General features: G+C 68.1%; 25 protein-coding genes. 17 read left to right on the top strand and 8 right to left on the bottom strand.

Annotated features, from left to right (window positions below):
* Positions 1-9 precede the first annotated feature (9 nt).
* Positions 10-903 carry a LysR family transcriptional regulator gene (locus ACSQ89_RS18815; RefSeq protein ID WP_093109810.1) on the bottom strand — a complete coding sequence of 298 codons (894 nt, stop codon included), beginning with the start codon at positions 901-903 and terminating at the stop codon, positions 10-12.
* Between the two features lie 113 nt (positions 904-1016).
* On the opposite strand from ACSQ89_RS18815, the gene ACSQ89_RS18810 reads away from it, so the two are divergent.
* The 12 genes from ACSQ89_RS18810 (at position 1017) to ACSQ89_RS18755 (ending at position 13562) form a co-directional block, all read left to right on the top strand.
* Positions 1017-1931, top strand: coding sequence for a ferritin-like domain-containing protein (locus ACSQ89_RS18810; RefSeq protein WP_436291113.1), 915 nt, complete (start codon positions 1017-1019; stop codon positions 1929-1931).
* A 10-nt stretch (positions 1932-1941) separates the two neighbouring features.
* Positions 1942-2922, top strand: a complete 981-nt coding sequence (locus ACSQ89_RS18805; protein WP_436291114.1) for a Bug family tripartite tricarboxylate transporter substrate binding protein — start codon at positions 1942-1944, stop codon at positions 2920-2922.
* 4 nt (positions 2923-2926) lie between these two features.
* Positions 2927-3823, top strand: coding sequence for an alpha/beta hydrolase (locus ACSQ89_RS18800; protein ID WP_436296340.1), 897 nt, complete (start codon positions 2927-2929; stop codon positions 3821-3823).
* 71 nt (positions 3824-3894) lie between these two features.
* Complete coding sequence (gene clpB / locus ACSQ89_RS18795; RefSeq protein WP_436296339.1) at positions 3895-6516, top strand: ATP-dependent chaperone ClpB; 2622 nt, start codon at positions 3895-3897, stop codon at positions 6514-6516.
* A 5-nt stretch (positions 6517-6521) separates the two neighbouring features.
* The gene (locus tag ACSQ89_RS18790) at positions 6522-6854 is read left to right on the top strand and encodes a hypothetical protein (protein WP_093109807.1); all 333 of its coding nucleotides are present in this window, start codon (positions 6522-6524) and stop codon (positions 6852-6854) included.
* Between the two features lie 45 nt (positions 6855-6899).
* The gene (locus ACSQ89_RS18785) at positions 6900-7817 is read left to right on the top strand and encodes a LysR family transcriptional regulator (protein ID WP_093109806.1); all 918 of its coding nucleotides are present in this window, start codon (positions 6900-6902) and stop codon (positions 7815-7817) included.
* 151 nt (positions 7818-7968) lie between these two features.
* Complete coding sequence (locus ACSQ89_RS18780) at positions 7969-8349, top strand: cupin (protein WP_436296338.1); 381 nt, start codon at positions 7969-7971, stop codon at positions 8347-8349.
* A 69-nt stretch (positions 8350-8418) separates the two neighbouring features.
* On the top strand, positions 8419-9495 hold the full coding sequence (locus tag ACSQ89_RS18775) for a TRAP transporter substrate-binding protein (protein WP_093109804.1): 1077 nt from the start codon (positions 8419-8421) through the stop codon (positions 9493-9495).
* A complete protein-coding gene (locus tag ACSQ89_RS18770) occupies positions 9495-10103 on the top strand; it encodes a TRAP transporter small permease subunit (RefSeq protein ID WP_093109803.1) in 609 nt (202 codons plus the stop codon). Before ACSQ89_RS18775 ends, ACSQ89_RS18770 begins: the two co-directional genes overlap by 1 nt.
* Entirely contained in the window at positions 10100-11500 is a 1401-nt protein-coding gene (locus ACSQ89_RS18765; RefSeq protein ID WP_093109802.1) for a TRAP transporter large permease, read from the top strand. Before ACSQ89_RS18770 ends, ACSQ89_RS18765 begins: the two co-directional genes overlap by 4 nt.
* An 11-nt stretch (positions 11501-11511) precedes the next feature.
* A complete protein-coding gene (locus ACSQ89_RS18760; RefSeq protein ID WP_093109801.1) occupies positions 11512-12225 on the top strand; it encodes a DUF2848 domain-containing protein in 714 nt (237 codons plus the stop codon).
* On the top strand, positions 12225-13562 hold the full coding sequence (locus ACSQ89_RS18755) for an amidase (RefSeq protein ID WP_436296337.1): 1338 nt from the start codon (positions 12225-12227) through the stop codon (positions 13560-13562). Before ACSQ89_RS18760 ends, ACSQ89_RS18755 begins: the two co-directional genes overlap by 1 nt.
* A gap of 3 nt (positions 13563-13565) precedes the next feature.
* On the opposite strand, the gene ACSQ89_RS18750 is transcribed toward ACSQ89_RS18755, so the two are convergent.
* From ACSQ89_RS18750 to amrB, 3 genes are read right to left on the bottom strand one after another with little or no spacing between them, the layout of a single operon-like run.
* Positions 13566-14042, bottom strand: a complete 477-nt coding sequence (locus tag ACSQ89_RS18750; protein ID WP_436296336.1) for a YbhB/YbcL family Raf kinase inhibitor-like protein — start codon at positions 14040-14042, stop codon at positions 13566-13568.
* Positions 14043-14053: 11 nt separating this feature from the next.
* A complete protein-coding gene (gene amrS, locus ACSQ89_RS18745) occupies positions 14054-15139 on the bottom strand; it encodes an AmmeMemoRadiSam system radical SAM enzyme (RefSeq protein ID WP_436296335.1) in 1086 nt (361 codons plus the stop codon).
* Positions 15136-15942: an AmmeMemoRadiSam system protein B gene (gene amrB / locus ACSQ89_RS18740; RefSeq protein WP_436294573.1), complete on the bottom strand. Its 807-nt coding sequence runs from the start codon at positions 15940-15942 to the stop codon at positions 15136-15138. Before amrB ends, amrS begins: the two co-directional genes overlap by 4 nt.
* A 93-nt stretch (positions 15943-16035) precedes the next feature.
* Between amrB and arfB the strand changes: the two genes are divergently transcribed.
* Both arfB and ACSQ89_RS18730 read left to right on the top strand, forming a co-directional pair.
* Complete coding sequence (arfB, locus tag ACSQ89_RS18735; RefSeq protein WP_093109796.1) at positions 16036-16449, top strand: alternative ribosome rescue aminoacyl-tRNA hydrolase ArfB; 414 nt, start codon at positions 16036-16038, stop codon at positions 16447-16449.
* A gap of 79 nt (positions 16450-16528) precedes the next feature.
* Entirely contained in the window at positions 16529-17323 is a 795-nt protein-coding gene (locus tag ACSQ89_RS18730; RefSeq protein ID WP_436296334.1) for a GntR family transcriptional regulator, read from the top strand.
* Positions 17324-17338: 15 nt separating this feature from the next.
* Here ACSQ89_RS18730 and ACSQ89_RS18725 read toward each other — a convergent pair whose 3' ends face one another.
* The 4 genes from ACSQ89_RS18725 to ACSQ89_RS18710 all read right to left on the bottom strand — a co-directional run bounded on the left by ACSQ89_RS18725 (position 17339) and on the right by ACSQ89_RS18710 (position 20316).
* Entirely contained in the window at positions 17339-18076 is a 738-nt protein-coding gene (locus ACSQ89_RS18725; protein ID WP_093109795.1) for an amino acid ABC transporter ATP-binding protein, read from the bottom strand.
* On the bottom strand, positions 18054-18743 hold the full coding sequence (locus ACSQ89_RS18720; protein ID WP_093109794.1) for an amino acid ABC transporter permease: 690 nt from the start codon (positions 18741-18743) through the stop codon (positions 18054-18056). Before ACSQ89_RS18720 ends, ACSQ89_RS18725 begins: the two co-directional genes overlap by 23 nt.
* Positions 18743-19411, bottom strand: a complete 669-nt coding sequence (locus ACSQ89_RS18715) for an amino acid ABC transporter permease (protein WP_093109793.1) — start codon at positions 19409-19411, stop codon at positions 18743-18745. Before ACSQ89_RS18715 ends, ACSQ89_RS18720 begins: the two co-directional genes overlap by 1 nt.
* Before the next feature lie 71 nt (positions 19412-19482).
* Positions 19483-20316 carry a transporter substrate-binding domain-containing protein gene (locus ACSQ89_RS18710; protein ID WP_093109792.1) on the bottom strand — a complete coding sequence of 278 codons (834 nt, stop codon included), beginning with the start codon at positions 20314-20316 and terminating at the stop codon, positions 19483-19485.
* 208 nt (positions 20317-20524) lie between these two features.
* Here ACSQ89_RS18710 and ACSQ89_RS18705 point away from each other — a divergent pair, with 208 nt between their 5' ends.
* From ACSQ89_RS18705 to ACSQ89_RS18695, 3 genes are read left to right on the top strand one after another with little or no spacing between them, the layout of a single operon-like run.
* Positions 20525-20851 (top strand): (2Fe-2S)-binding protein, encoded by a 327-nt coding sequence (locus tag ACSQ89_RS18705; protein WP_436294570.1) that lies wholly within the window; start codon positions 20525-20527, stop codon positions 20849-20851.
* Entirely contained in the window at positions 20844-22292 is a 1449-nt protein-coding gene (locus ACSQ89_RS18700) for an FAD-dependent oxidoreductase (protein WP_436294569.1), read from the top strand. Before ACSQ89_RS18705 ends, ACSQ89_RS18700 begins: the two co-directional genes overlap by 8 nt.
* A complete protein-coding gene (locus ACSQ89_RS18695) occupies positions 22289-23437 on the top strand; it encodes an NAD(P)/FAD-dependent oxidoreductase (RefSeq protein WP_436294568.1) in 1149 nt (382 codons plus the stop codon). The genes ACSQ89_RS18700 and ACSQ89_RS18695 overlap by 4 nt, the downstream gene beginning before the upstream one ends.
* Positions 23438-23449 lie beyond the last annotated feature (12 nt).

The following is a 23449-nucleotide window of genomic DNA, read 5'->3' as shown; positions in this document are numbered from 1 at the left end:
GGTTCGCTTTCATCGCCGGCGCAGCCGATGCGCCATCGCAATGAAGGCATCCAGCGCCGGGTTGCCGTTGGACGGCCGGAAGGCCAGCCCCAGCGCGTACTTGACCGGTGCGTTGCGCCGCCGCACCTGCAGGTAGACCACGTGCTCGGTCTGCACCGCCTGCATGGCCTGCGGCACCAGCGCGATGCCCAGGCCGCCGCCCACCAGCGCGAGGATGGTCTGCATCTGCGAGGCGACCTGGACGAAGTTCGGTATGAAGCCGCTGTCCTGGCAGGCCGCCATCACCACGCTCTCGAAGCCGGGCCCTTCCTTGAAGGGAAAACCGACGAAAGGCTCCGAGGCCAAGTCGCGCAGCTGCACGCGCTTCTGCTGCGCGAGCGGATGCGTGTCGGGCACCGCCAGCGTGAGCTCCTGGTCGCAGAAGGGCTGGATCCGGAAGTCGCCCGCGTCGTGCAGCGGTGGCACGACGATGCCGACGTCGATGGCGCCGCTCAGAAGCGCCGCCACCTGCTGCGAGGTGGTGTCGCCGGTCAGCACCAGCTTGACGTCGGGGTAGTCCTCGCGAAAGGCGCGCAGGAGCCGCGGCACCACGCCCAGCGCGGCGCTGGGCACGAAGGACAGTCGCAGCGTGCCGAGCTTGCCGGCCGCTGCGCGCTGCGCGATCTCGATCGACAGCTGCGCATGCGCCAGCGTACGCCGCGCTTCGCGCAGGAAGGCCTCGCCGGCCACGGTCAGGCGCACATGGTGGCGGGTGCGGTCCAGCAGGGTTGCGCCTACCTCGGCTTCGAGCCGCTGCACGGCCACGCTCAGAGGCGGCTGCGACACGTGAAGGCGCTCCGCGGCGCGCCGGAAGCTGCGCTCTTCCGCGACCGCGACGAATTGCCGGAGCTGACGAAGGTCCATCGCTGCTTCCAGGATTGGTGATCGCTCCAGCCTATCACCAGCCCCTTCAAACGGTATTGGACGAAGCACCCGCGCTGCCGCAGCATGCGGCTGAAACTGAGAAAGACCACACGATGCAGCCTTCGCTTCTCGAAGAACTCACCCCGGTTCCGAACCCGTATCCCATCAAGTCCGAGATCGAATATCCGGAGGTCTGGCGCCTGTGCGAACAATCGCGCGAACTGGCATGGAATCCGGCCGCGATCGATTTCTCGGACCTCCGCGACGCGGAGCTTCCCGCCGAGGTGCGAGAAGCCGGTGCGGAATGGTGGAGCCTGCGCGCCTGGATGGAGCACGGTGCCATTCCCTACGGCACCGAACGGCTGCGCGAAGCCGTGTTCGCGCACCAGCCTTTCGAGATCAAGCAGCACATCGTCAACTTCATCGCGGAGGAGCTGCGCCATCACGAGGCCTCATTCCTCGTCGCGCGCGGGCTGGCTGGCTACCAGGACGAGCCGCGCGCCGACTACTTCAAGGCGGTGATCCCGCGCTTCCACGACGAGCGCGACGAAAAGGCGATGTCCTTCTTCGCGGGGCTCGCGGTCAACACGCTGTTCGAGCAGCTCTCGGGCGAGCTGCTGCAGGCGCGCTACGAGAACGCGCGCTTCAAGTCGATCCGCACCGCCTGCCAGCTGATCCTGCGCGACGAGGCGCGGCACATCCAGTTCGGCCGCATCATCATGCGCAGGTTCTTTGCCGAGCTGTCCGCGGACGAGCGCCGCCTGCTCGGCGAAAAGGTGGCCAAGAAACTGCGCGGCAGCCTGCTCAACGGCGTCTATGCGGTGGTCAACCTGCCTGACGACGAGCGGGTGCGGGCAGGGCGCAACCGGGCGCTGGCGGCCGAGCACGGGTTGGGCGCGACCCATCCCGACCAGGAGATCGCGATCATCCGGCGTGCGCTGGACCGGATCCGCGCCGACGTCGCGCCCTACGGCGTCGAGATACCGGAAGTGCCCGAAGTGGATCGCGCCGCGGTTTCGGCGCATTGAGGACGAAGCCATGAACCCACTGATGGAAACTTTGGGCTGCTGCCTGATGGCGGCCGTCGGCGCGGTCGCGCTCGCGCCGCCGGTTCATGCGCAGGGCGCGTATCCGCAGCGTCCGGTCACGATGGTGGTGCCGTACCCGGCCGGCGGCTCGGCCGACATCCTTGCGCGCACCGTGGGCCAGAAGCTGGCCGAGCGGCTCGGGCAGCCGGTGGTGGTCGACAACCGCGCCGGTGCGGCCACCGCCATCGGCGCCAGGTTCGTCGCGGCTGCCGCAGCCGACGGCTACACGCTGCTGATGGGCACCGTCAGCTCGCAGGCCATCAATCCGGCCATGAACAAGGTCGGCTACGAGCCGGTGAAAGACTTCACGCCGGTTGCGCCGCTGGCCTCCATTCCCTTCGTGCTTGTGGCACATCCGTCCTTCGCCGCCAGGAACGTGGCCGATATGGTCGCGCAGGCCAAGACCAGACCCGGCGAGCTGAGCTACGCATCGGCCGGGCTCGGAACCTCCAACCACCTGGCCGGCGAGCTGCTGGCCTCGGCCGCCGGCATCAAGCTGCTGCACGTGCCCTACAAGGGCAGCGCTCCCGCGCTCAACGACGTGGTGGCGGGCCATGTGCCGCTGATGTTCGATCTGCAGGCCACGGCCTTGCCCTATGTGCAGTCCGGCAAGCTCAAGGCGCTGGCAGTGACCGGCAGGACGCGCAGCGCCTTGTTGCCCGAGGTGCCGACCGTGATCGAGAGCGGGCTCGCGGGCTACGAGGTCACAGCCTGGTTCGGCGTTTTCGCGCCAGCCGGACTGCCGAAGCCGGTGCTCGATCGGCTCAACGCCGAGATCACGGCCGTGCTCAGGATGCCGGACATGCAGAAGCGCCTGCACGAGCTCGGCGCACAGCCCGAAGAGGCCGTGCCCGACGCCTTCGCCGCTTTTGCGCGCAGCGAAGTCGGCAAGTGGTCGGTGGTCGTCAAGAACGCGGGGCTCGCGCAATGACGGAATGATCGAGGGTCCCGAAACCCTGCGCGCGCTGATGGCCGAGATCGGCCCGCGCTGGGCGCTCGATCTCCCAGGGCACAGTCAACGCGTCAAGGACGCCTACGCACCGCTGCTCGCGAGCGCTCCCAAAAATGGCGTGGCGGTGGCGCGGAACCTGGCCTACGGCACGCACGCACGCCAGGTGCTCGACATTTTTCGCCCGAGCGGCGCGAGGCATGCGCCCGTGGTGGCCTTCGTCCATGGCGGCGCCTTCGTGCGCGGCGACAAGTGCACGAGCGCAGAGCTCTACGACAACGTGCTTCACTGGTTCGCGCGGCAGGGCTTCGTCGGCGTCAATATCGAGTACCGGCTGGCGCCCGAGGCGCCTTACCCCGGCGGTGCGCGCGACGTGGCCCAGGCCATGGCCTGGCTGCATGCACAGGTGGCGGATTACGGAGGCGATCCGTCCCGCATGATGCTGATCGGCCATTCCGCGGGCGGGACGCATGTGGCGAACTACGCATTCGATCCGGATCTGCAGCCGGGCGGATGCCATGCGCGGGCCGTAGTGCTCGTCTCGGCGCGCCTCCAGGCCGACCAATCGCCCGAGAACCCCAATGCGCCGGGCGTCCGTGCCTACTTCGGCGACGACGTTTCGCTCTATGCAGAGCGCTCGCCGATGCGCCTTGCGGGCTTGAGCGACATCCCCGCCTTCATCGTGATCGCCGAGTTCGAGAACCCCCTGCTCGATGTCTACGGGCTCGAATTCGCTCACCGCCTGGCCGACGCGCGCCGGCGCGCACCGCGTTTTCTGCAGATGCGAGGCCATAACCACATGTCCGTCATGGCCCACTTCAACAGCGGCGAAGAGGCGCTGGGGCGCGAGATCATGGACTTCTTTTCCTCGCTGCCTGTTTAGGTGTAGGGTCGTTGCTTTCCGCTTGAATTCGGTGCCGCCCACCCCTACATGCCGGGGAATCGGAGTCATTCATGCGCCAAGACAAACTCACAACCAAATTCCAGGAAGCCCTCGCCGACGCGCAATCGCTCGCTCTCGGCAACGACAACCCCTATATCGAACCGGTCCACCTGCTGGTGGCCATGCTGCGCCAGGACGACGGCCCGCGCGCCTTGCTCCAGCGCGCCGGCGCCAACGTGCCGGGCCTCTTGCAGGCCGCCGAAGCGGCGATCAAGAAGCTGCCGCAGGTGCAGGGCCATGACCAGGTTCAGGTCGGCCCCGAGCTGGGCAAGCTGCTGCAGGCGACCGAGAAGGAAGCCATCAAGCGCAACGACCAGTTCATCGCCGGAGAGCTCTTCCTGCTCGCGCTGGCCGACAGCAAGGCCGAGATCGGCAACCTGGCGCGCAGCCACGGCGTGACGCGCAAATCGGTCGAAGCCGCTATCGATGCTGTTCGGGGCGGGCAGGGCGTGAACAGCGCCGATGCCGAGGGCCAGCGCGAAGCGCTCAAGAAATACTGCCTGGACCTCACCGAGCGCGCTCGCCTCGGCAAGCTCGATCCGGTGATCGGCCGCGACGAGGAAATCCGCCGCGCCATCCAGGTACTGCAACGCCGCACCAAGAACAACCCCGTGCTGATCGGCGAGCCCGGTGTCGGCAAGACCGCCATCGTCGAAGGCCTGGCGCAGCGCATCGTCGCCGGCGAGGTGCCCGAGTCGCTCAAGGGCAAGCGCGTGCTCTCGCTCGACATGGCGGCGCTGCTCGCCGGCGCCAAGTACCGCGGCGAATTCGAGGAGCGCCTGAAGACCGTGCTCAACGAGCTCGCGAAGGACGAGGGCCAGACCATCGTCTTCATCGACGAGCTGCACACCATGGTCGGCGCCGGCAAGGCCGAGGGCGCGATGGACGCCGGCAACATGCTCAAGCCCGCGCTCGCGCGCGGCGAGCTGCATTGCGTGGGCGCCACCACGCTCGACGAATACCGCAAGTACATCGAGAAGGATGCCGCGCTGGAGCGCCGCTTCCAGAAGATCCTGGTGGGCGAGCCCAGCGTGGAGGCGACGGTTGCGATCCTGCGCGGCCTGAAGGAAAAGTACGAGGTGCACCACGGCGTCGACATCACCGACCCGGCGATCGTCGCCGCGGCGGAGCTGTCCGACCGCTATGTCACCGATCGCTTCCTGCCCGACAAGGCCATCGACCTGATCGACGAGGCCGCGGCCAAGATCAAGATCGAGATGGACTCCAAGCCCGAGGTGATGGACCGGCTCGATCGCCGCCTGATCCAGCTGCAGATCGAGCGCGAGGCCGTGCGGCGCGAAAAGGACGAGGCCTCGCAGAAGCGCCTGGCGCTGATCGAAGGCGAGATCGAGCGCCTGCAGAAGGAAATCGCGGATCTCGACGAGATCTGGCAGGCCGAGAAGGCGCAGGCCCAGGGCAGCGCACAGATCCGCGAGGAGATCGACAAGATCAAGTTCCAGATCGCCGAGTTCACCAGCAAGGGCGACTTCAACAAGGTCGCCGAGCTGCAGTACGGCAAGCTGCCGGGCCTGGAGAAACGCCTGAAGGAAGCGCAGGACACCGAGGCCAACAAGGGCAAGTCCAGCGCGCCCACGCTGCTGCGCACGCAGGTCGGCGCCGAGGAGATCGCCGAAGTCGTGGCGCGCGCCACCGGCATTCCGGTGGCCAAGCTCATGCAAGGCGAGCGCGACAAGCTGCTCATGATGGAAGAGAAGCTGCACCAGCGCGTGGTCGGCCAGGACGAGGCCATCGGCGCGGTCGCCAACGCGATTCGCCGCTCGCGCTCGGGCCTCGCGGACCCGAACCGCCCGACCGGCTCCTTCCTGTTCCTCGGCCCCACGGGCGTGGGCAAGACCGAGCTGTGCAAGGCGCTCGCGGGCTTCCTGTTCGACAGCGAAGACCACCTGATCCGCGTCGACATGAGCGAGTTCATGGAGAAGCATTCGGTCGCGCGCCTGATCGGCGCGCCGCCCGGCTACGTGGGCTACGAGGAGGGCGGCCACCTGACCGAAGCGGTGCGCCGCAAGCCTTACAGCGTGCTCCTGCTCGACGAGGTCGAGAAGGCGCATCCTGACGTCTTCAACATCCTGCTGCAGGTGCTTGACGACGGCCGCCTGACCGACGGCCAGGGCCGCACCGTGAACTTCAAGAACACGGTGATCGTGATGACCAGCAACATCGGCTCGCCGATCATCCAGGCGATGGTGGGCCGGCCGAACGAAGAGATCAAGGACGCGGTCTGGGACGAGCTGAAGAACTACTTCCGCCCCGAGTTCCTGAACCGCATCGACGAGACCGTGGTGTTCCATGCGCTCGACGCCAAGAATATTGAGGCGATCGCGGCCATCCAGCTCAAGGTGCTGCAGGAGCGCCTGGTCAAGATGGACCTCGGGCTCGAGGTGTCGCCGGCGGCGCTGGCGGAGATCGCCAAGGTCGGCTTCGACCCGGTGTTCGGCGCCCGGCCGCTCAAGCGCGCCATCCAGCAGCGCATCGAGAACCCGCTCTCGAAGCTGCTGCTCGACGGCAGCTTCGGGCCGAAGGATACGATCGTCGTCACCACCGACCCGATCCAGGCGCCGGGGCAGTTCAGCTTCCGCAAGGCCGGGGAACAAAGCCTGGAGGCCGTGGCCTAACTTCGATGCTCAACTTACTTTTGCGCCTCGTTCTTTTCTTCTTGGGCCTCTTGTTCGCGGCCAGCCTCGCAGTTGCCGTGCTGCTGTTGGCGGCGGTCTGGGGCCTGCGCTATGGCTGGGCGCGTCTCACGGGGCAGCCGGTCCAGCCGTGGGTGATGCGCTTCGATCCACGCCACGGCTTCGATCGCTTTCGGGCTGCAGCGCGCCCGGCCGAGCCCACCGCGGCCGACGTGGCTGCGGCGCGAGCGCGCGGCGAAGCCGCCGACAGCCCCGTTCGCCTGCGCGATCCGGGCCGTGTGACGGACGTGGAAGCCCGTCCGGTGTCGCGCGGCGAGTAGAACCCCCCATCGTCCGCACTGCGGCGGGTCGCCTAGACTCCGCCCATGAACGTGCGTTTTCTCGAGGCCTTCGTCTGGGTTGCCAAGCTCGGCAGCTTCAAGGCGGCTGCCGACAAGATGCACACCACGCAGGCCGGCATCTCCAGCCGCATCGCCACGCTGGAGCAGCAGTTCGGCGTCAAGCTCTTCGACCGCGAGCACCGCGGCGTCATGCTCACCTACCACGGCACCGAGCTCATGCCCTATGCGGAACGCATGATCGAGATGCAGGCACGCATGATCGGTGCCATGGGCCAGGCCGATGCCTTCTCCGGCATGCTGCGCATCGGCGTGATCGAGACGGTGGTCCATACCTGGCTGCCCGACTTGCTGTCGCGCTTTGCCGAGCGCTACCCCAACGCCACGCTTGAGCTCGACTCGGACATCACGCCGCACCTGCGCGACGACCTGCTGCGCGGCACGCTGGACTGCGCCATCCTCTCCGAGGAGATCACGCCGGGCTTCATCGACAACCGGCGCATGGTGAACTTCGCGATGCGCTGGGTCGCGAGCCCGAGCCTGGCGCTGAAGCTGCCGGCGCGCAAGCTGCTGTCCTTTGCCGACATCGCCGAGCAGCCCATCATTTCCTTCCATCGCGAGTCGGGCGTCTACCGCAACATCGCACAGGGCGCGAGCGGCTGCGCCAATCTGCGCGTGAGCTACTTCTCGTCGCTGGGCGCCATGGTCGACCTCGCGCGCACGGGCTTCGGCACGGCTTTGCTGCCGCTCGCCGTGATCCAGGAAGACTTGCGCCTCGGGCGCCTCGTCGTGCTCGACGTCGACCCCTTGCCGATCCCGCTGCCGCTGGTTGCCAGCATGCGGCTGGAACCCGCCTCGCCGCTGGCCGAGGCGCTGGTCAACATGGCCCAGGCGGCCTGCGACCAGTTCGTCGCCAACAGCCGCGACGACGTGCTCGCGCCCTAGAGTCTGCCCTCATTCGGTACACCGCGCGCCCGTTGCTGGGGCGGCGGCATGCGCCAGGGCCGTGCATCAGAAAATCCTATCGGCCTCCAAAAAAATTTCCCGTTTGACCGGGCAGGGGTGCGCGACAACACTGCGCGCCATGCACAAGGCCATGTCAAGCAAATTACATCGCGAGTTCTTCGCGATCCGGCTCGATGCGGCATCGACCGCCTGGGTGCCGGTGCCTTCTTCCGCCGGTCGCATCGAGGAACTGGTGCTCGCCGACAACCTCGACGCGGCGGCCCGCACCGGCTCGCGCACGCGGCTCGCACGCTGGGCCACCGGCGCGCTGATCGACCGGCCGGTGATCCATGACTTCCACGAGGAGGTCTTCATCGTCGAAGGCGAACTCGTGGTCGGCTGCAATGCCGAAGGGCAGGGTGGCGAAGCCTTCGGCCCCTACACCTTCGCCTGCCGCCCGCCGGGCGTCTGGCACGGCCCCTTCGCGTCGCCGGCGGGCTGCGTGATGCTCGAATTCCAGTACTACGGGTGAGGCAGCCGTCCGGCCTGCCGCTCCCCCTTCCTCGTTCCATTTCCCTTTGTTTCCCTCCAGGAGTTCCTGATGAAGCGTTCCCTGCCTCCTCTTGCATGCCTCGCAGCCGCCGCGATGCTGGCTGCCGTGTCTGCCTTCGCCCAGGTGCCCGCCGGCCCGAAGATCGCCGTGCAGGCCATTACCCAGGTGGCGCCCAACCTGCCGCAGTACACCAAGGTCGACCAGCCGCTGCTGCGCGACGGCATGGCCAAGGCCACCAACGGACGCGTGGAAGTCACGCTCTCGTCCTGGCCCGAACGCAACGTCAACGGCCCCGAAGTGCTGCGCCTGGTGCGCTCGGGCCAGGTCGACATCGCCGCCGCGCCGCTGACTACCGTGTCGGGCGACGTGCCCATGCTCGACGGCGTGGACCTGGCCGGTATGAACGCCGACATCGCGCAGGCCCGCAAGGTGGCCGATGCGATGGTGCCGGTGGCCAACAAGGAACTCGAACGCCTGGGCATCAAGCTGGTCGCGACCTATCCCTTCTCGGGCCAGATGCTGTTCTGCCGCAAGCCGGTGGCGAGCCTCGCGGACCTGAAGGGCCTGAAAGTGCGGACCAACGGTCCCTCGGCGGCCGACCTCATGAAGGGCCTGGGCGCGCAGCCGGTGTCGCTGGCCTTCGGCGAGGTCTACACCGCGCTGGAGCGCGGCACGGTCGATTGCGGCATCACCGGCGCGGGGTCGGGCAACGGTGTGAAGTGGCCCGAGGTCACGACGCACCTCTACACGTTGCCGCTTTCGTGGTCCACCTCGGGCTACTTCGTCAACCTGGCCTGGTGGAACAAGCTCGATCCGGCCGTGCGCGCGCAGTTCGAGAAGACGATGTCCGAAGTACAGGAGGCGCAGTGGAAGCTCGGTGTCGAAGCCACCAACGACGGCATCGCCTGCAATGTCGGCCGCGCGGCCGATTGCAAGCTGCACACGCTGGTCAAGAAGCCGATGGTGGAGGGCAAGCCGCAGGGCGACGTGAGCGCCACCCTCAAGAAGCAGCTCGCCGATGACGTGCTGCCGGGCTGGATCAAGCGCTGCGGCGAACGCTGCGTGGCGGTCTACAACGACGTGATCGCGCCGATCACCGGCATCAAGTACGCCGCGAGCCGCTGATGTTCCGCGCGCTCGAATGGGTCAGCGGCAAGGCGATGACCATCGCCGGCTGGTGCTACCTGGTCATCACGGTGCTGATCTGCTTCGACATCGGGGCGCGGCGCCTGCTGGGCTTCTCGACCGAGGCGACAACCGAAGTGACCGGCTATCTGATGGCCATCGGCATGAGCTGGGGCCTGGCCGGCACGCTGTTCGAGCGCGGCCATGTGCGCATCGACGTGCTGGTGCAGAAGCTGCCGCTGAAGATGCGCGTGTGGCTGCACCTCGCTTCGCTGCTCGCGCTGCTGGTCGCCACCGGCTTCTTCGCCTGGGGCGCGTTCTCGCTCGCCAAGGACTCGTGGGACTTCGGCGCCACCGACTTGTCGGCGCTGCACACGCCGCTGGCGATTCCGCAGGGCTTGTGGGCCGCGGGCCTGGCGCTGCTGCTCCTGGCCGGTTTGGCCATCGCGGCGCGCGCGCTGCGCCAGCTGGCGATCGGCGATGCCGATGCGATGGACCGCATGCTGATGGCGCGCACCTACATCGACGAAGCCGCCGAAACGCTCGAGGCCGTGGCCGAAGCGCAGCAGGGCATGCAGCCCGTCGCCGCCGCAGGAGCCACCCGATGATCGCCATCGTCTTCATCGTCGCGATCGGCCTCCTGATCGGCGGCGCTTCCTTGTTCGGCGTGCAGGGCCATGCCGCCGCCGTGGCCTCGGCCGGCGTGCCCTGGTGGGCGCTGGCCGCGGTGCTGCTCGCCTTCGTCGGCTTCTTCGCGGGCGGGATCTATGTCGGCGCCGCGCTGGCCGTGCTCTCGCTGCTGGCGGGTTTCGGCCTGTCGGACCGGCCGTTCTGGAACTTCATCGGCGAAATGATCTGGGGGCCCTCGACCAACTTCGTGCTGGTGTCGGTCCCGCTCTTCCTGCTGATGGGAGAGATCATGCTGCGCGCCGGGCTCTCCGAGCGGCTCTACCGCGCGCTCAACATCTGGATGGGCCGACTGCCCGGCGGCCTGCTGCACACCAACGTCATGGCCTGCGGCGTGTTCTCGGCGGTGGCCGGCTCCAGCGTGGCGACGGCCGCGACCATGGGCTCGGTCGCGCTGCCGTATTTCGAGAAGAGCCACTACCCCCCGAAGCTGGTGCTGGGCTCGCTGGCGGCCGGTGGTGCCTTGGGCAACCTGATCCCGCCGGGCATCACCTTCATCATCTACGGGCTGATCACCGAGACCTCGGTGGGTGCGCTCTACCTCGCTGCGGTGGGGCCGAGCATCCTGGTGGTGCTGCTGTTCACGGCGGTGATCCTCTACTACAGCTTCAAGCTCGAGCTGCACGGCGACGCGGCTTCCAAGGCCATCACCTGGAAGCATCGCATCGCGAGCCTGTCGGACCTGGTGCCGACGGCCCTGCTGATCGCACTAGTGCTCGGCACCATCTACGCCGGCTGGGCCACGCCCACCGAATCGGCCGCGCTGGGCGTGGCCGGCAGCGTGGTGCTGGCGCTGGCCGACCGCAAGCTGACGTGGAAGATGATGGCGGAATCGATGCGCGCCACCGCGCGCACCACCTCGATGATCGCGCTGATCCTGTTCGGCGCCTACTTCCTCAACTACATCCTCTCCTCGCTGGGCATTCCGCAGATGCTGGCGAAGTTCCTCACGGGGCTGCCCTTTCCGGGCTGGGTGATCATGCTGGTGATCATCGGCTTCTACCTCGCGCTGGGCACCTTCATGGAAGGCATGTCGATGGTGATCACCACCATCCCGCTGCTCTTTCCGGTGGTGACGGCGCTGGGCTACGACCCGGTGTGGTTCGGCGTGGTGATCACCATGCTGGTCGAGATCGCGATGATCAGCCCGCCCGACGGCACCGTGCTCTACGTGCTGCAGGGCATGCGACGGCAGCCCGGGCCGATCACCGACGTGTTCTCCGGCGTTCTGCCTTTCATGGGCGTCTACATGCTCGCGATCATCGTGCTGATGGTGTTCCCCGCCATCGCGCTGTGGCTGCCGGGCGTGCTTATTTAGGACTTTCATTCATGCCATCGAAGCTTCATTTCGCCTGCGAGTCGGTCGCTGCCGACGGCACGCGCTCCGCGCAACTGATCGCCAGCGCGCCGCAACGCCTGGTGGTCGCGGGCTGGACCGGCCGCGACGCCGCCGCCATCGCACACCACATCGAGGAGCTGGAGGCCATCGGCGTGCCGCGTCCCTCGGGCGTGCCGCTCTACTACCGCGTCGGCGCCAACCTGCTGACGCAGGCGCCCGCGATCGAGGCGCTCGGCGAGCAGAGTTCCGGCGAGGCCGAGCCGGTGCTGTTCTTCGCGCGCGGCGAATGGTGGCTCAGCGTCGGCTCGGACCACACCGACCGCAAGGTGGAGGGCTACTCGGTCGCGGTCTCCAAGCAGATGTGCGCCAAGCCGGTGGCCACGGCCGCATGGCGCTGGGCCGACGTGGCCCACTACCAGGACGAACTGCAGCTGCGCTCGCGCATCCTCGAGGATGGGAAGTGGGTGAGCTACCAGCAGGGCAGCCTGGCGGCGATCCGGCCGCTCGCTTCGCTGCGCGACGGCATTTTCGAAGACAGCGAAGAGGGATGCTTCATGACCTGCGGCACGCTGGGCGCGCTGCCAAACGCACGCGGCGAGGGCATCCGGCCTGCGCCCGAAATGGAGATCGAGATCCACGATCCGCGCCTGAAGCGCAGCATCGTGCATCGCTATGCGGTCCAGCCGCTGCCGGTGGTGGCGTGATGAGTGGCGAGACGATCGCCGCGCTGCGCAGCCGCATGGCGCGCGACGAACTCTCGCACGAGCATCTCGTCGCCCAGGCGCTGGAAGGCGCCGCGGCCTCGGGCGCTCAGCATGTGTTCACGCAGCTGTATGCCGAGGCCGCGCTGGCCGCGGCGCGCCATGCCGATGCGGCGCTGCGCGCGGGCGTCGCGCTGCCTGCGCTCGCCGGCCTGCCGGTGTCGGTCAAGGATCTCTACGACGTGGCCGGGGAGACCACCATGGCCGGCTCCATCGTCTGCCGCGACGAGCTGCCGGCTGTGGCCGACGCGCCGGCCGTGGCGCGGCTGCGCGCGAACGGCGCCGCCATCGTCGGCAAGACCAACATGACGGAGTTCGCCTTCTCGGGCGTGGGCATCAATCCGCACCACGGCACGCCGCGCAATCCGGCGGACGCCGCGGTGGCGCGCATCCCGGGCGGCTCCTCCTCGGGCGCCGCCGTGTCGGTGGCGCTGGGGCTGGCGGTCGCCGGCCTGGGCTCGGACACCGGCGGCTCGATCCGCATTCCGGCCGCGCTCTGCGGGCTGGTCGGCTTCAAGAGCACGCAGGCGCGCACGCCACGCACCGGCGCGCTGGAGCTGTCGCGCACGCTCGACACGGTCTGCGCGATGGCGCGCAGCGTGGAGGACTGCCTGCGGGTCGACGCCGTCATCGCCGATGCACCTCTGGCCGTGCGGCAACGGCCGCTCGCGGGCATGCGCTTCGCCGTGCCGCAGACGCTGATGTTCGACGGCATCGAGCCCGCGGTGGCCAGCGCCTTCGACCGTGCGCTGAAGATCCTGTCTGCGGCCGGCGCTCAGATTGTCGACATCGGGTTGCCTGAACTGGCCGAGATCGCGCAGCTCAACGCGCCCGGCGGCTTCTCGGCGGTCGAGGCGCATGCGGTGCATCGCGAGCGCCTGGCGCAGGCGCGCGAGCGATTCGACCCGCGCGTGGCCGCGCGCATCGCGACCGGTGCCGCGGCGAGCGCGGCAGACTACATCGCGATGCAGGACAAGCGCCGCGCCTGGATCGCGCGCACCGAGCGCGCGCTCGAAGGCTTCGATGCGCTGCTGTGCCCGACGGTGCCCATCGTCGCGCCGCCGATCGACGAACTGGTGCGCTCGGACGAGGCTTTCTTCAAGGCCAACGGCCTGCTGCTGCGCAACACCTTCGCGATCAACTACCTGGACGGCTGCGCCTTCAGCCTGCCGTGCCACCGCGCGGGCGAATTGCCGGTGGGACTCATGCTCTCCTCGGTGCAGGGCGACGATGCGCGGCTGGCCGCGGTGGCGCTGGCGGTGGAGGCGGCGCTGAAGTAGCGCCTATCGACGCTTCTCGTACGTGCCCACCAGCTCCGCCTGTGCGAGCACGTGTCCCTTCATCGCCTTCTCGAGCGCGGCCTTGTCCGGGCGCTCGAGTTCCGGCAGCACGGCGTCGAGCGCGTAGAGCTTGTGGAAGTAGCGGTGGCGGCCGATGGGCGGGCAAGGCCCGCCATAGCCCGTGCGGTCCCAGTCGTTGACGCCCTCGCGCGTGCCCGCCGGCAATGCCGCCGGCTTGACCGCTTCGGGAAGCTCGCCGGCCTCCGCGCCGATGTTGTAGAGCACCCAGTGGACCCATGTCATCTTGGGCGCCGCCGGATCGGGCGCATCCGGGTCGTCGACGATGAGCGCGAAGCTCAGGGTCGCCGCGGGTGCGCCGCTCCACGCCAGCGGCGGCGACACGTCCTTGCCTTCGCAGGTGTGGATGGGCGGTATCGCGCCGTCCGGTGCGAACGCGGTGGAAGTGAGGGTCAGGCTCATGGAGGTCTCCTTTATGATGGCAGTGATTGCGCTGCCCGCACCGGGATGCGCCGCCGGCCGAAGCCGTGGCTGAAGGCGCCGAAGCGGCCTGCGATCGGCGTGCCGCAGTGCGGGCATTCGCCGCGCGCATCGAGTTCGCAGTCCAGCACGAGATACCAGTCGCGGCGCACCAGCGGCGCGCGGCAATGCGGGCACCAGGTCGTCCCGCCTTCCACGTCGTGGACATTGCCGGTGTAGACATGGTTCAGCCCGTTGGCGAGCGCGATGGAGCGGGCGCGCGTCAGCGTGGCAGGCGGCGTCGGCAGCACGTCCATCATCTTGTAGTCCGGATGGAAGGCGGTGAAGTGCAGCGGCACGTCCGGCCCGAGGTGCTCGGCGATCCAGCGGCTCATCGCCTCGATCTCGGCATCGCTGTCGTTGTGGCCGGGGATCAAGAGCGTCGTGATCTCGAACCAGCAGCTCGTCTCGTGGCGCAGGTACTGCAGGGTGTCGAGCACCGGCGCGAGGTGGGCGCCGGTCTGCTGGAAATAGAAGGCTTCGGTGAAGCCCTTGAGGTCGACATTGGCCGCGTCCATCCTGGCGTAGAACTCGCGCCGCGGCGCGGCGTGCATGTAGCCCGCGGTCACGGCGACGCTGAACAGGCCCAGCGCATGGCAGGCATCGGCGGCGTCCATCGCGTACTCGGCGAAGATCACCGGGTCGTTGTAGGTGAAGGCCACGCTCAGGGCGCCGCGCTGGCGCGCCAGCTCGGCGATGCGCTGCGGCGATGCGGCATCCATCAGCCGGTCCATCTCGCGGCTCTTGGAGATGTCCCAGTTCTGGCAGAACTTGCATGCCAGGTTGCAGCCGGCGGTGCCGAAGGAGAGCACGCTGGAGCCGGGATGGAAATGGTTCAGCGGCTTCTTCTCGATCGGGTCGAGGCAGAAGCCCGAGCTGCGCCCGTAGGTCGTCAGCACCATTTCGTCGCCGACACGCTGGCGCACGAAGCACATCCCGCGCTGGCCTTCGTGCAGCCGGCAGTCGCGCGGACACAGGTCGCACTGGATGCGCCCGTCGTCCAACCTGTGCCACCAGCGCCCGGGATGGTTCGCGCTCATGATGCCGGCGCCTCGAACGCGATCGCCGCGTAGCCGACCACGCGGCGGCGGTCTCCCGCGGTATCGCCGGAATTGCGCAGGTCCAGCAGGCGCGGCTGCAGGCGGTGGCTGCGTGCCGCCTGCAGCGCACCGTTGATCGCCCGTGCGCCGCAAGCCTCTTCGGGAACCAGGGCGCCGTCGAAGGCGAGGATGCGCTGCACCGTCGCGCGGTCGCGCGCCTGGGCCTGCGCGTACGGCAGGTAGTGCGACAGGTCGGAGCTGACGACGATCAGCGTTTCGTCTTCGCCCCACAGCCGTTCCAGAATCTGCGCGACCTCGGAGGGACTTGCGTTGCCGACGAGCAGGGGGACCAACGCGAAGTTGTTCAGCACCGTCTGCAGGAACGGCAGTTGCACCTCCAGCGAATGCTCGAAGGCGTGAGGCCAGTCGTCGTGCACGACCTGCGGCGGGCTGCCGAGCAGGGCCAGGGACGCATGTTCCAGTGCGATGCGACCGAGCGGCGTATCGAAGGCGTCCGCTTCTGGTGCCGCCAGCGCGCGCACCGCGCAGCGATGGGCCGGACCGAGCAGCACGACGCGCGTGATCCGCTCGCGCCATGGTGCGAGCAGGGCATAGGCTTGTGCCGCGACGGCGCCGGAATACACATAGCCGGCGTGCGGAACGATCAGCAGCTTCGGTGGCTTCGTGGACTCGGCGACAGCGCTGCCGGCAGCGGCGAGGCAATCGCCGACCTCGCGCTGCAGCTGCAGCGCATCGCCGGGGTAGAAGGTCCCCGCGACCGCGGCGGGACGAACGGCAGGCACGGCATCACACCTCCTGCGATGAATATGGACTCACCGCGGGTCAGCGTCAACCGGCTCGAGATGAAGGCACCACCGCGCAAGCCAAAATAGCGGATGCCCGCGCCGCGTCCGCCCATCCTCATCGACCCTCTGGAAGTCGAGTTCAGCGCCATCCGCGCGCAGGGCGCGGGCGGGCAGAACGTCAACAAGGTATCGAGCGCGGTGCACCTGCGCTACGACATCGCGGCGAGCTCGCTGCCCGAGGACGTCAAGGAACGCCTGCTCGCGCTGCGCGACAGCCGCATCACGCAGGAAGGCGTGCTGGTGCTGAAGGCGCAGAAGCACCGCAGCCAGGACATGAACCGCGCCGACGCGCTGGTGCGGCTGCAGGAGCTGGTCGACAGCGTCGCCACGCCGCCGCGCGTGCGCCGGCCGACCAAGCCCAGCTATGGCGCGAAGCAGCGGCGGCTCGAGGGCAAGAGCCAGCGTTCGGAGATCAAGAGCCTGCGCGGGCCGGTGAAGGATTGAGGCAGGCGCTTGGCGCCGGTCGCGAGAACACCGTATGCTGTGGCATCGCTCGATTGCACACAATTTGTAGACAAAGCATATGAAATCCAAAGTCACGGCCAAGGCGCCGGTGCATGAGGAGGCCAGGAAGCCCGGTCGGCCGAAGAAATCCGCCGCTCGCGCGGCTGCCGATGCCACGCCTGCAAAGCCGTCGCGCAAGGCCGCGACGCTCGAGGCGCCGGCCGAGTTGTCGACGAACCTGACCGACCGGGCCTACGCCGTCGTGCGGCGGCTCATCCTCCAGCGGGAGCTGTCGGGTGGGGAAGTGCTGGTCGAAGGGCGCTTGGCCGAGCGACTCCAGATGTCGCGCACGCCGCTGCGCGAGGCCCTGCTGCGGCTCGAAGGCGAGGGTTTGCTGGTGCGCGCCAATGCGCGCTCCTATGCGGTGCGGCGCATCGCGGCGTCGCATTACTTCCAGTGCCTGCAGGTACGCGAACGCCTGGAGTCGCAGGCGGTGTCGCTTGCCATGGGGCGCGTGCCGGCCGAAGAGGTGCGGAACCTGCGCGCCAGCATCCTGTCGCTGGACTCGAGCCAGCAGGGCTCCAGCCACTGGCAGGCCGATGACGAGATCCACGGGTTGTTCGCGCGCGCCTCCGGCAATGCGATGCTGGCCGACACCATCGCCCATCTGCGCGTGCTGTGCCGCCTGTTCGAGGTGGTCGATCCCTTCAAGCGCATCGAGGACGACCGCAAGGAGCATCTGGCCATCCTGGACGCGTACATCGCGGGCAACGAAAAGGCGGCCGAGGAGGCCGTGGTGGCGCACCTGCGAAATCTCGCGCGCTACACGCTCTCGCGGCTCAGCAACGGGCTGGTGAGCGAGTTCTCGCCATAGCCCGGGCGAACGCGGTCAGTGCCGCAGGATCTTCCCGACGAACTCGCGCGTGCGCGCTTCGCGGGGCTGATCGAAGATCTGCTTCGGGTCGCCGACCTCGACCACCTGCCCGCCGTCCATGAACACGACCTTGCTCGACACTTCGCGCACGAACCCCATCTCGTGCGAGACGATGAACATGGTCATGCCGTCGGCTGCCAGCAATCGCACCGTGTCCAGCACCTCGTTGACGAGCTCCGGGTCGAGCGCAGCCGTCACCTCGTCGAGCAGCACGATGCCGGGGTGCAGCGCGAGCGCACGTGCGATGGCCACGCGCTGCTGCTGGCCGCCCGACAGCTGGTCGGGGTAGGACTGCAGCTTGCTGCCCATGCCGACTTTTTCGAGCAGTTGCGTCGCATAGGCTTCCACCTGCTTGCGCGGCCGCCCCTTCACCTTGATGGGGGCGACGGTCACGTTGTCGAGCACCGTCATGTTCTGGAACAGGTTGTACTGCTGGAACACGATCGCCATCTGCGAGCGGATGCGGCGCAGCTGCCCGCGGTCGTTGTAGTCGAGCGCCTGGCCGTCGATGCGCACCTGGCCGGAAATCGGCGGCAGCAAACCCATCAGCACGCGCAGCAGCGTGCTCTTGCCGGAGCCCGAGGGTCCGATCAGGCTGACGATCTCGCCCTTCTCGACCGACAGGTTGATGCGCTCGAGCACGGTGTGCGCGCCATAGTTGGCCTTGAGGTCAACGATTTCGAGTTGGGGCAAGCTTTCTCTCCAGGTATTTGCCGAAACGCGCCAGCGGATAGGACAGCATGAAATAGAGGGCGAGCACCGTGCCGTAGACGAGCGTGGCCGAGAAGCCCTTGTTGTTCATCGTCTTGCCGGCGAAGGCCAGTTCGACCACGCCGATCTGCGATGCGAGCGCCGTGTCCTTGATGAACAGCACGAAGAAGCCGAACACCGGCGGCAGGATGATCTTCCAGGCTTGCGGAACGATCACCAGGCGCAGCGTCTGCAGGTAGCTGAAGTTCAGCGTGATGGCGGCGTCCCATTGGTTGCGGTGCACGGATTCGAGCCCGCTGCGCACGATCTCGGCGATGAAGGCCGTGGCGATCAGGCACACGCTGATCAGCGCCACCGCGAACATGCTGAGGTCCGCATGCATCCCCTGGAAGATGAAGAACACCAGCATCAGCGTCACGAGGAAGGGGATGCGCCGGAACAGCTCGGTGAAGATCGTCACCACCACGCGCAGCGGCCTCGCCGCAGGCCGCGTGCTCAGGCGCACGGCCGCGAACACGAAGCCGAGCGAGAAGCCCACGATGCAGCCGATGGCCGACAGCGCGAAGGTCGCGCCCAGTGCCTTGGCGAAGAAGATCAGGTTGTAGTAGCCGAAGAAGCGCGGCAGCTCTTCGATGATCTGGTCCCACATCAGAACCACCTCATCTTGGCGCGGAAGAAGCGCTTGCCGACGAAGGCGAGCGACAGCGTCGCGATCAGCGTGATCACGATGTAGAGCACCGCGGCGACCGAGAACACCTCGATCGAGCGGAAGGTTTCGGAGTTGATGTTGAAGGCCCGGCCGGTGAGTTCCTCGACCCCGAACACAGCGGCCATCGAGGTGCCGAGCGTCATCAGGATGTACTGGTTCGAAAGCGGCGGGAACAGCACGCGCACGATGTGCGGCACGATCACGTGGCGGATGGTCTGGAGGCGCGAAAAGCCCAGCGTCTCCGCCGCCTCGAGCTCGGGCAGGCGCACCGATTCGAAGCCCGCGCGCTGGATCTCGGTGAGGTAGGCACCGGCATTGAGCGTCATACCGATCAGCACCGCCTGGTAGGGCGACAGGAGGATGCCCGCGTCAGGCAGTGCGAAGAAGATGAAGAAGATCTGCACCAGCTGCGGCGTGTTGGTGAAGAACACCACGTAGGCGCCGACGATGCGGCGCGCCCAGCGCGGGCCGTAGGCGCGCACCGACGCGCCGCCCAGGCCGATCAGCATGCCGAAAGCGAAAGCGAGAAAGGCGATCTGCAGGCTCAGCCACGCACCGCCGATGAGGTAGGGCAGACGTTCGAGGACCGGGGTGTAGTCGAATTGCATGGGATCTCGGTCGTGCATGCGCGCCGCGCGCAGGCAGGCTGCGCGCGGCGCGGGATCATTCGGCGCGACGCCTACTTGTAGCTCGGCGCGGTGCGCGGGTCATGCAGCATGGGGCCGCCGAACCATTTTTTCCAGCGCTCGTCCACATAACCGTTGCGGTGCAGTTCCTTGATCGCGCCGCTCAGCTTCTCGCGCAGTGCGTCGTTGCCCTTCTGCACGCCGATGGCACAGAAATAGACGTCGATGGGCGCGTCCACGATGCGCCAGTCGATCTTGTGCTTGGCGGTGTGCTCGGTCATGAAGTCCATCACGTCGATCATCGCGTCGGCGCGGCCCTGGGCGATCGCACGCACCGCGTCGGGGTAGTTGTCCAGCAGCAGCAACTGGGCCTTGGGCAGCTTCTCCTGCACCAGTTTCACGGGGGTGGCGCCGCGCACCTCGACCAGCTTGACCGAGGGGTCGTTGAGCTCCATCCAGTCCTTGTACGGCTTGGCCTTGGTCGTCAGGACGCCCAACACCTCGGTGTGCAGCGGCACGGTGAAGTCGATGACTTTCTGGCGTTCGGCCGTGATCGTCATGGCGCCGAGCACGGCATCGATCTTGCCGCTGCTCACGAAGGGAATGCGATCGGGCGAGCCGACCTGCACGATTTCGGTCTTCACGCCCAGCAGCTCGCCGAGCTTGCGTGCGATTTCGACGTCGAAACCATCGATCTCATTCTTGTCGTTGAAGATGCCCAGCGGCGGCAGCGTGGGATTGACGCCGATGACGATCTTCTTGCTGGCAACGATCTCGTCGAGCGTTCGCGCCGACGCGGACGCCGGCAGCCCCAGCAGGGTCGAGCCGAGTGCAAGCGATCCGGCCGCCAGCAAGGCGCGGCGGACTGCGTTCCTGATTTGCTTCATCGCGAAGAACTCCTAGAGATGGATGGTTGGTTGGATCGAACCGCCGATCGCGGTTCGCAGAGCGGGAACGAACGCAAGACGAATGCCAGTTCGATCGATGTCTGCAAAAGAAATAACATCGATATATGAAATGTATACAATAAAATCCAGCGGGTCCAGCCTGGACTTGCCCGGCTTGTTTCAATCGCTCATCCGACGCTCTTTCTTCATGACGAAGTCTTCCTATTCCGCGCCTGCGGCACTGCGTGCCGATCAGGCGGTGCAGCGGGGGCCGGCGGTGCAATTCCTTGTCGATGGTTGCACCGTCCGGGCATTCGGGGGCGAAAGCGTCGCCGCGGCGCTGTTCGCGGCGGGCCGGCGCGAGCTGCGGCGCAGTCCGCGCGACGGGGCGCCCCGCGGCCTGTTCTGCCTCATGGGCTCCTGCCAGGAATGCCTGGTGTGGGTCGGTGCGCGCAAGCTGCTCGCCTGCCAGGTGGCGGTGGCCGGCGGGCTGGAGGTCGAAACGCTCCCCTTCAGGGAAGAGCGTCATGGCTGAGGCAGCGCTCCAGTCCGTCGATCTGCTCGTGATCGGTGCCGGTCCGGCCGGCGCGCGGGCGGCGCTGCGCGCGCAGGGCTGCGGCCTCAGCGTACTGCTGGTCGACGAGAACCACGACGCGGGCGGGCAGGTGTGGCGGCCGCTTCCCGCAGGATTCACGCGTGCAAGCGGCGCCGCGCTGTCGAGCGAGGCGAGGCAGGGCGATGCCCTGCGCGAAGAACTGCGCCGGGCCGGCGTGCGCTGCCTCTTCGGCCACAAGGTGTGGAACGTCGGTACGAGTCTGCGCACCGACCTGATCGGTCCGGATGGCACCGTCAGCTGGCAGCCGCGTGCGCTGCTGGTGGCGACAGGAGCGACCGAGCGCGTCGTGCCCTTTCCCGGCTGGACCCTGCCGGGCGTCATGGGCCTGGCCGCCGCGACGATCCTGCTCAAGTCGCAGAACATGCTGCCGGGGCGCCGTACGGTGGTGGCAGGCAGCGGGCCGCTGCTGCTGGCGGTGGCGAACGGCATCCTCAAGGCAGGCGGCGAGGTGGCCGCGGTGCTCGACCTGGCCGGGCAGGCCGACTGGCTGCGTGCGCTGCCGTCGCTCACTGGCCGCCCCGATCTGCTGTGGCGAGGGGCGCAGTGGTACGCCAGCCTGCGCATCGCCGGTGTGCCGGTGTTCCACCGGCACGGCATCCATTCCGTCCAGGCGGTGGGCAATGGGTTTCAGGTACGTGCGCTGCGTGTCGATGCGGCCGGCAAGCCGATTGCCGATGTCCCGTCAGCCGTGTTCGTGGCCGACGGCGTGACGGTCGGGCACGGCCTGGTACCGGGCACCGACGTGACCCGGCTGCTGCGCGCCCGCCATCGCTATGCCGCGGAACGCGGCGGCTGGATCGCCGACACCGACGCCGACGGCCGCAGCTCGGTCGCGGGCCTTTACGTCGCAGGGGACGGCGCGGGCATTGCCGGCGCCGCCGCGGCCGGCGCCCATGGCGAACTGGCAGCCTTGGCCTGTGCGCACGACCTCGGCCGGCTGGTGGCAGAGGTCCATGCAAGCGAACGCGCCCGCCTGCTGGCGCAATGGCACAAGCCTGCACGATTCGGGCGTGCGATGGCGGGCCTGATGGCACTGCGCGAAGGCACGGTCGCCGGCATTGCCGCGGACACCATCGTGTGCCGCTGCGAAGACGTGACCCGCGCCGAGATCGATGCGGCAGCGCGCGACGGTGCACGCGACATGAACCAGCTCAAGGCCTGGACCCGCTGCGGCATGGGACCGTGCCAGGGCCGAAGCTGCGGCGACGTGGCCGGGGCACTGCTCGCAGCGCATGTCGGCAGTCGCGAGGCAGTGGGCTGCTTCACGGGCCGCGCGCCGCTGCGTCCGGTCTCGCTCGCCGAGGTGGCGGGCGACTACACCTACGCCGACATCCCCATTCCGAAGGCGGCCCCGCTGTGAGCGAGGCCACGCGCCATGCGGCGGCCTACGACGCGGTCGTGATCGGCGGCGGGGTCATGGGCTGCGCCACCGCCCTGCATCTGGCCGAGGGCGGCATGCGGGTGGCGGTGGTCGATCGCGGACCGCTGTGCCGCGAAGCCTCGGGCGTCAACGCCGGCACGCTCACGCTGCACATGACGCGCGCCGCGCTCGTGCCCTATGCCATGCGCGCGTGGCAGATGTGGATGGATGCGGAGAAGTGGCTCGGCATGGGGGTGCTCGCGACCCACGTGCCCGGGCTCACGCTGGCCTTCACCGAGGCGGAGTGCGAACTGGTCGAATTGCGCGCCAAGGCCCGCCGCGCGTATGGCGCGCCGATCGAGGTGATCACGCCCGAGCGTGCGCGGGAGATCGAGCCCGGCCTGCATTCCGGCCTGCTGAAGGCGGGTTACTGCGAGATCGATGGTTTCGCAAGCGCCTACCTCACGGGCCGGGCGTTCCGCCATGCGCTCACGCACGCCGGCGTCGAGGTGCTCGAAAACGCGCCGGTTGCGGCCATCGATTCGGGCGATGCGGGCCACGTGATTCGTCTCGACGCTGCCGCCGGCCGCGCACCGCTGCACGCGAAGCGGGTGGTGCTGGCCGGCGGCGTGTGGATCCAGAACATGCTGGCCTGGCTCGGCGTGCAGATTCCGATCAAGGTGTTGATCAACCAACTCATCATCACCGAGCGCATCCGCCCCGTGATGCGCACCGTGCTCAGCGTCGCGAGCGGTCTGCTCTCGCTCAAGCAGTTCGCCAACGGCACCGTGCTGATCGGCGGCGGCTGGCAGGGCGATGGCGACCGAGAGCGCGGCGGCGTCGAGGCCCGCCCGCAGAACCTGGTGGGCAACGTGCGCCTCGCGGCCTACGCGGTACCGGCGCTGGCCGAAGCCCGCATCGCGCGCATCTGGCTCGGCCTCGAGGCCGAGACCGCGGATGCGATGCCCATCATCGGCGACGTGCCCGGCGTGCCGCAGGCCTATGTGGTCGGCAGTGCGCACTCGGGCTACACCAGCGGCCCGTTCATGGGCCGGATCATGGCCCAGCACATCCTCGGCCAGGAGCCCGACCTGCCTCTTTTCGATCCCGCCCGCCTGCTGGGCATGCCGATGCCCGGCGCTTGAAATGTCCCCTCC

The organism is Variovorax sp. LjRoot175 (assembly GCF_964253805.1).
Classification (GTDB): domain Bacteria; phylum Pseudomonadota; class Gammaproteobacteria; order Burkholderiales; family Burkholderiaceae_C; genus Variovorax.
Note: the sequence above shows the minus strand (reverse complement) of the source record. Positions and strands in the feature narration are given on the sequence as shown.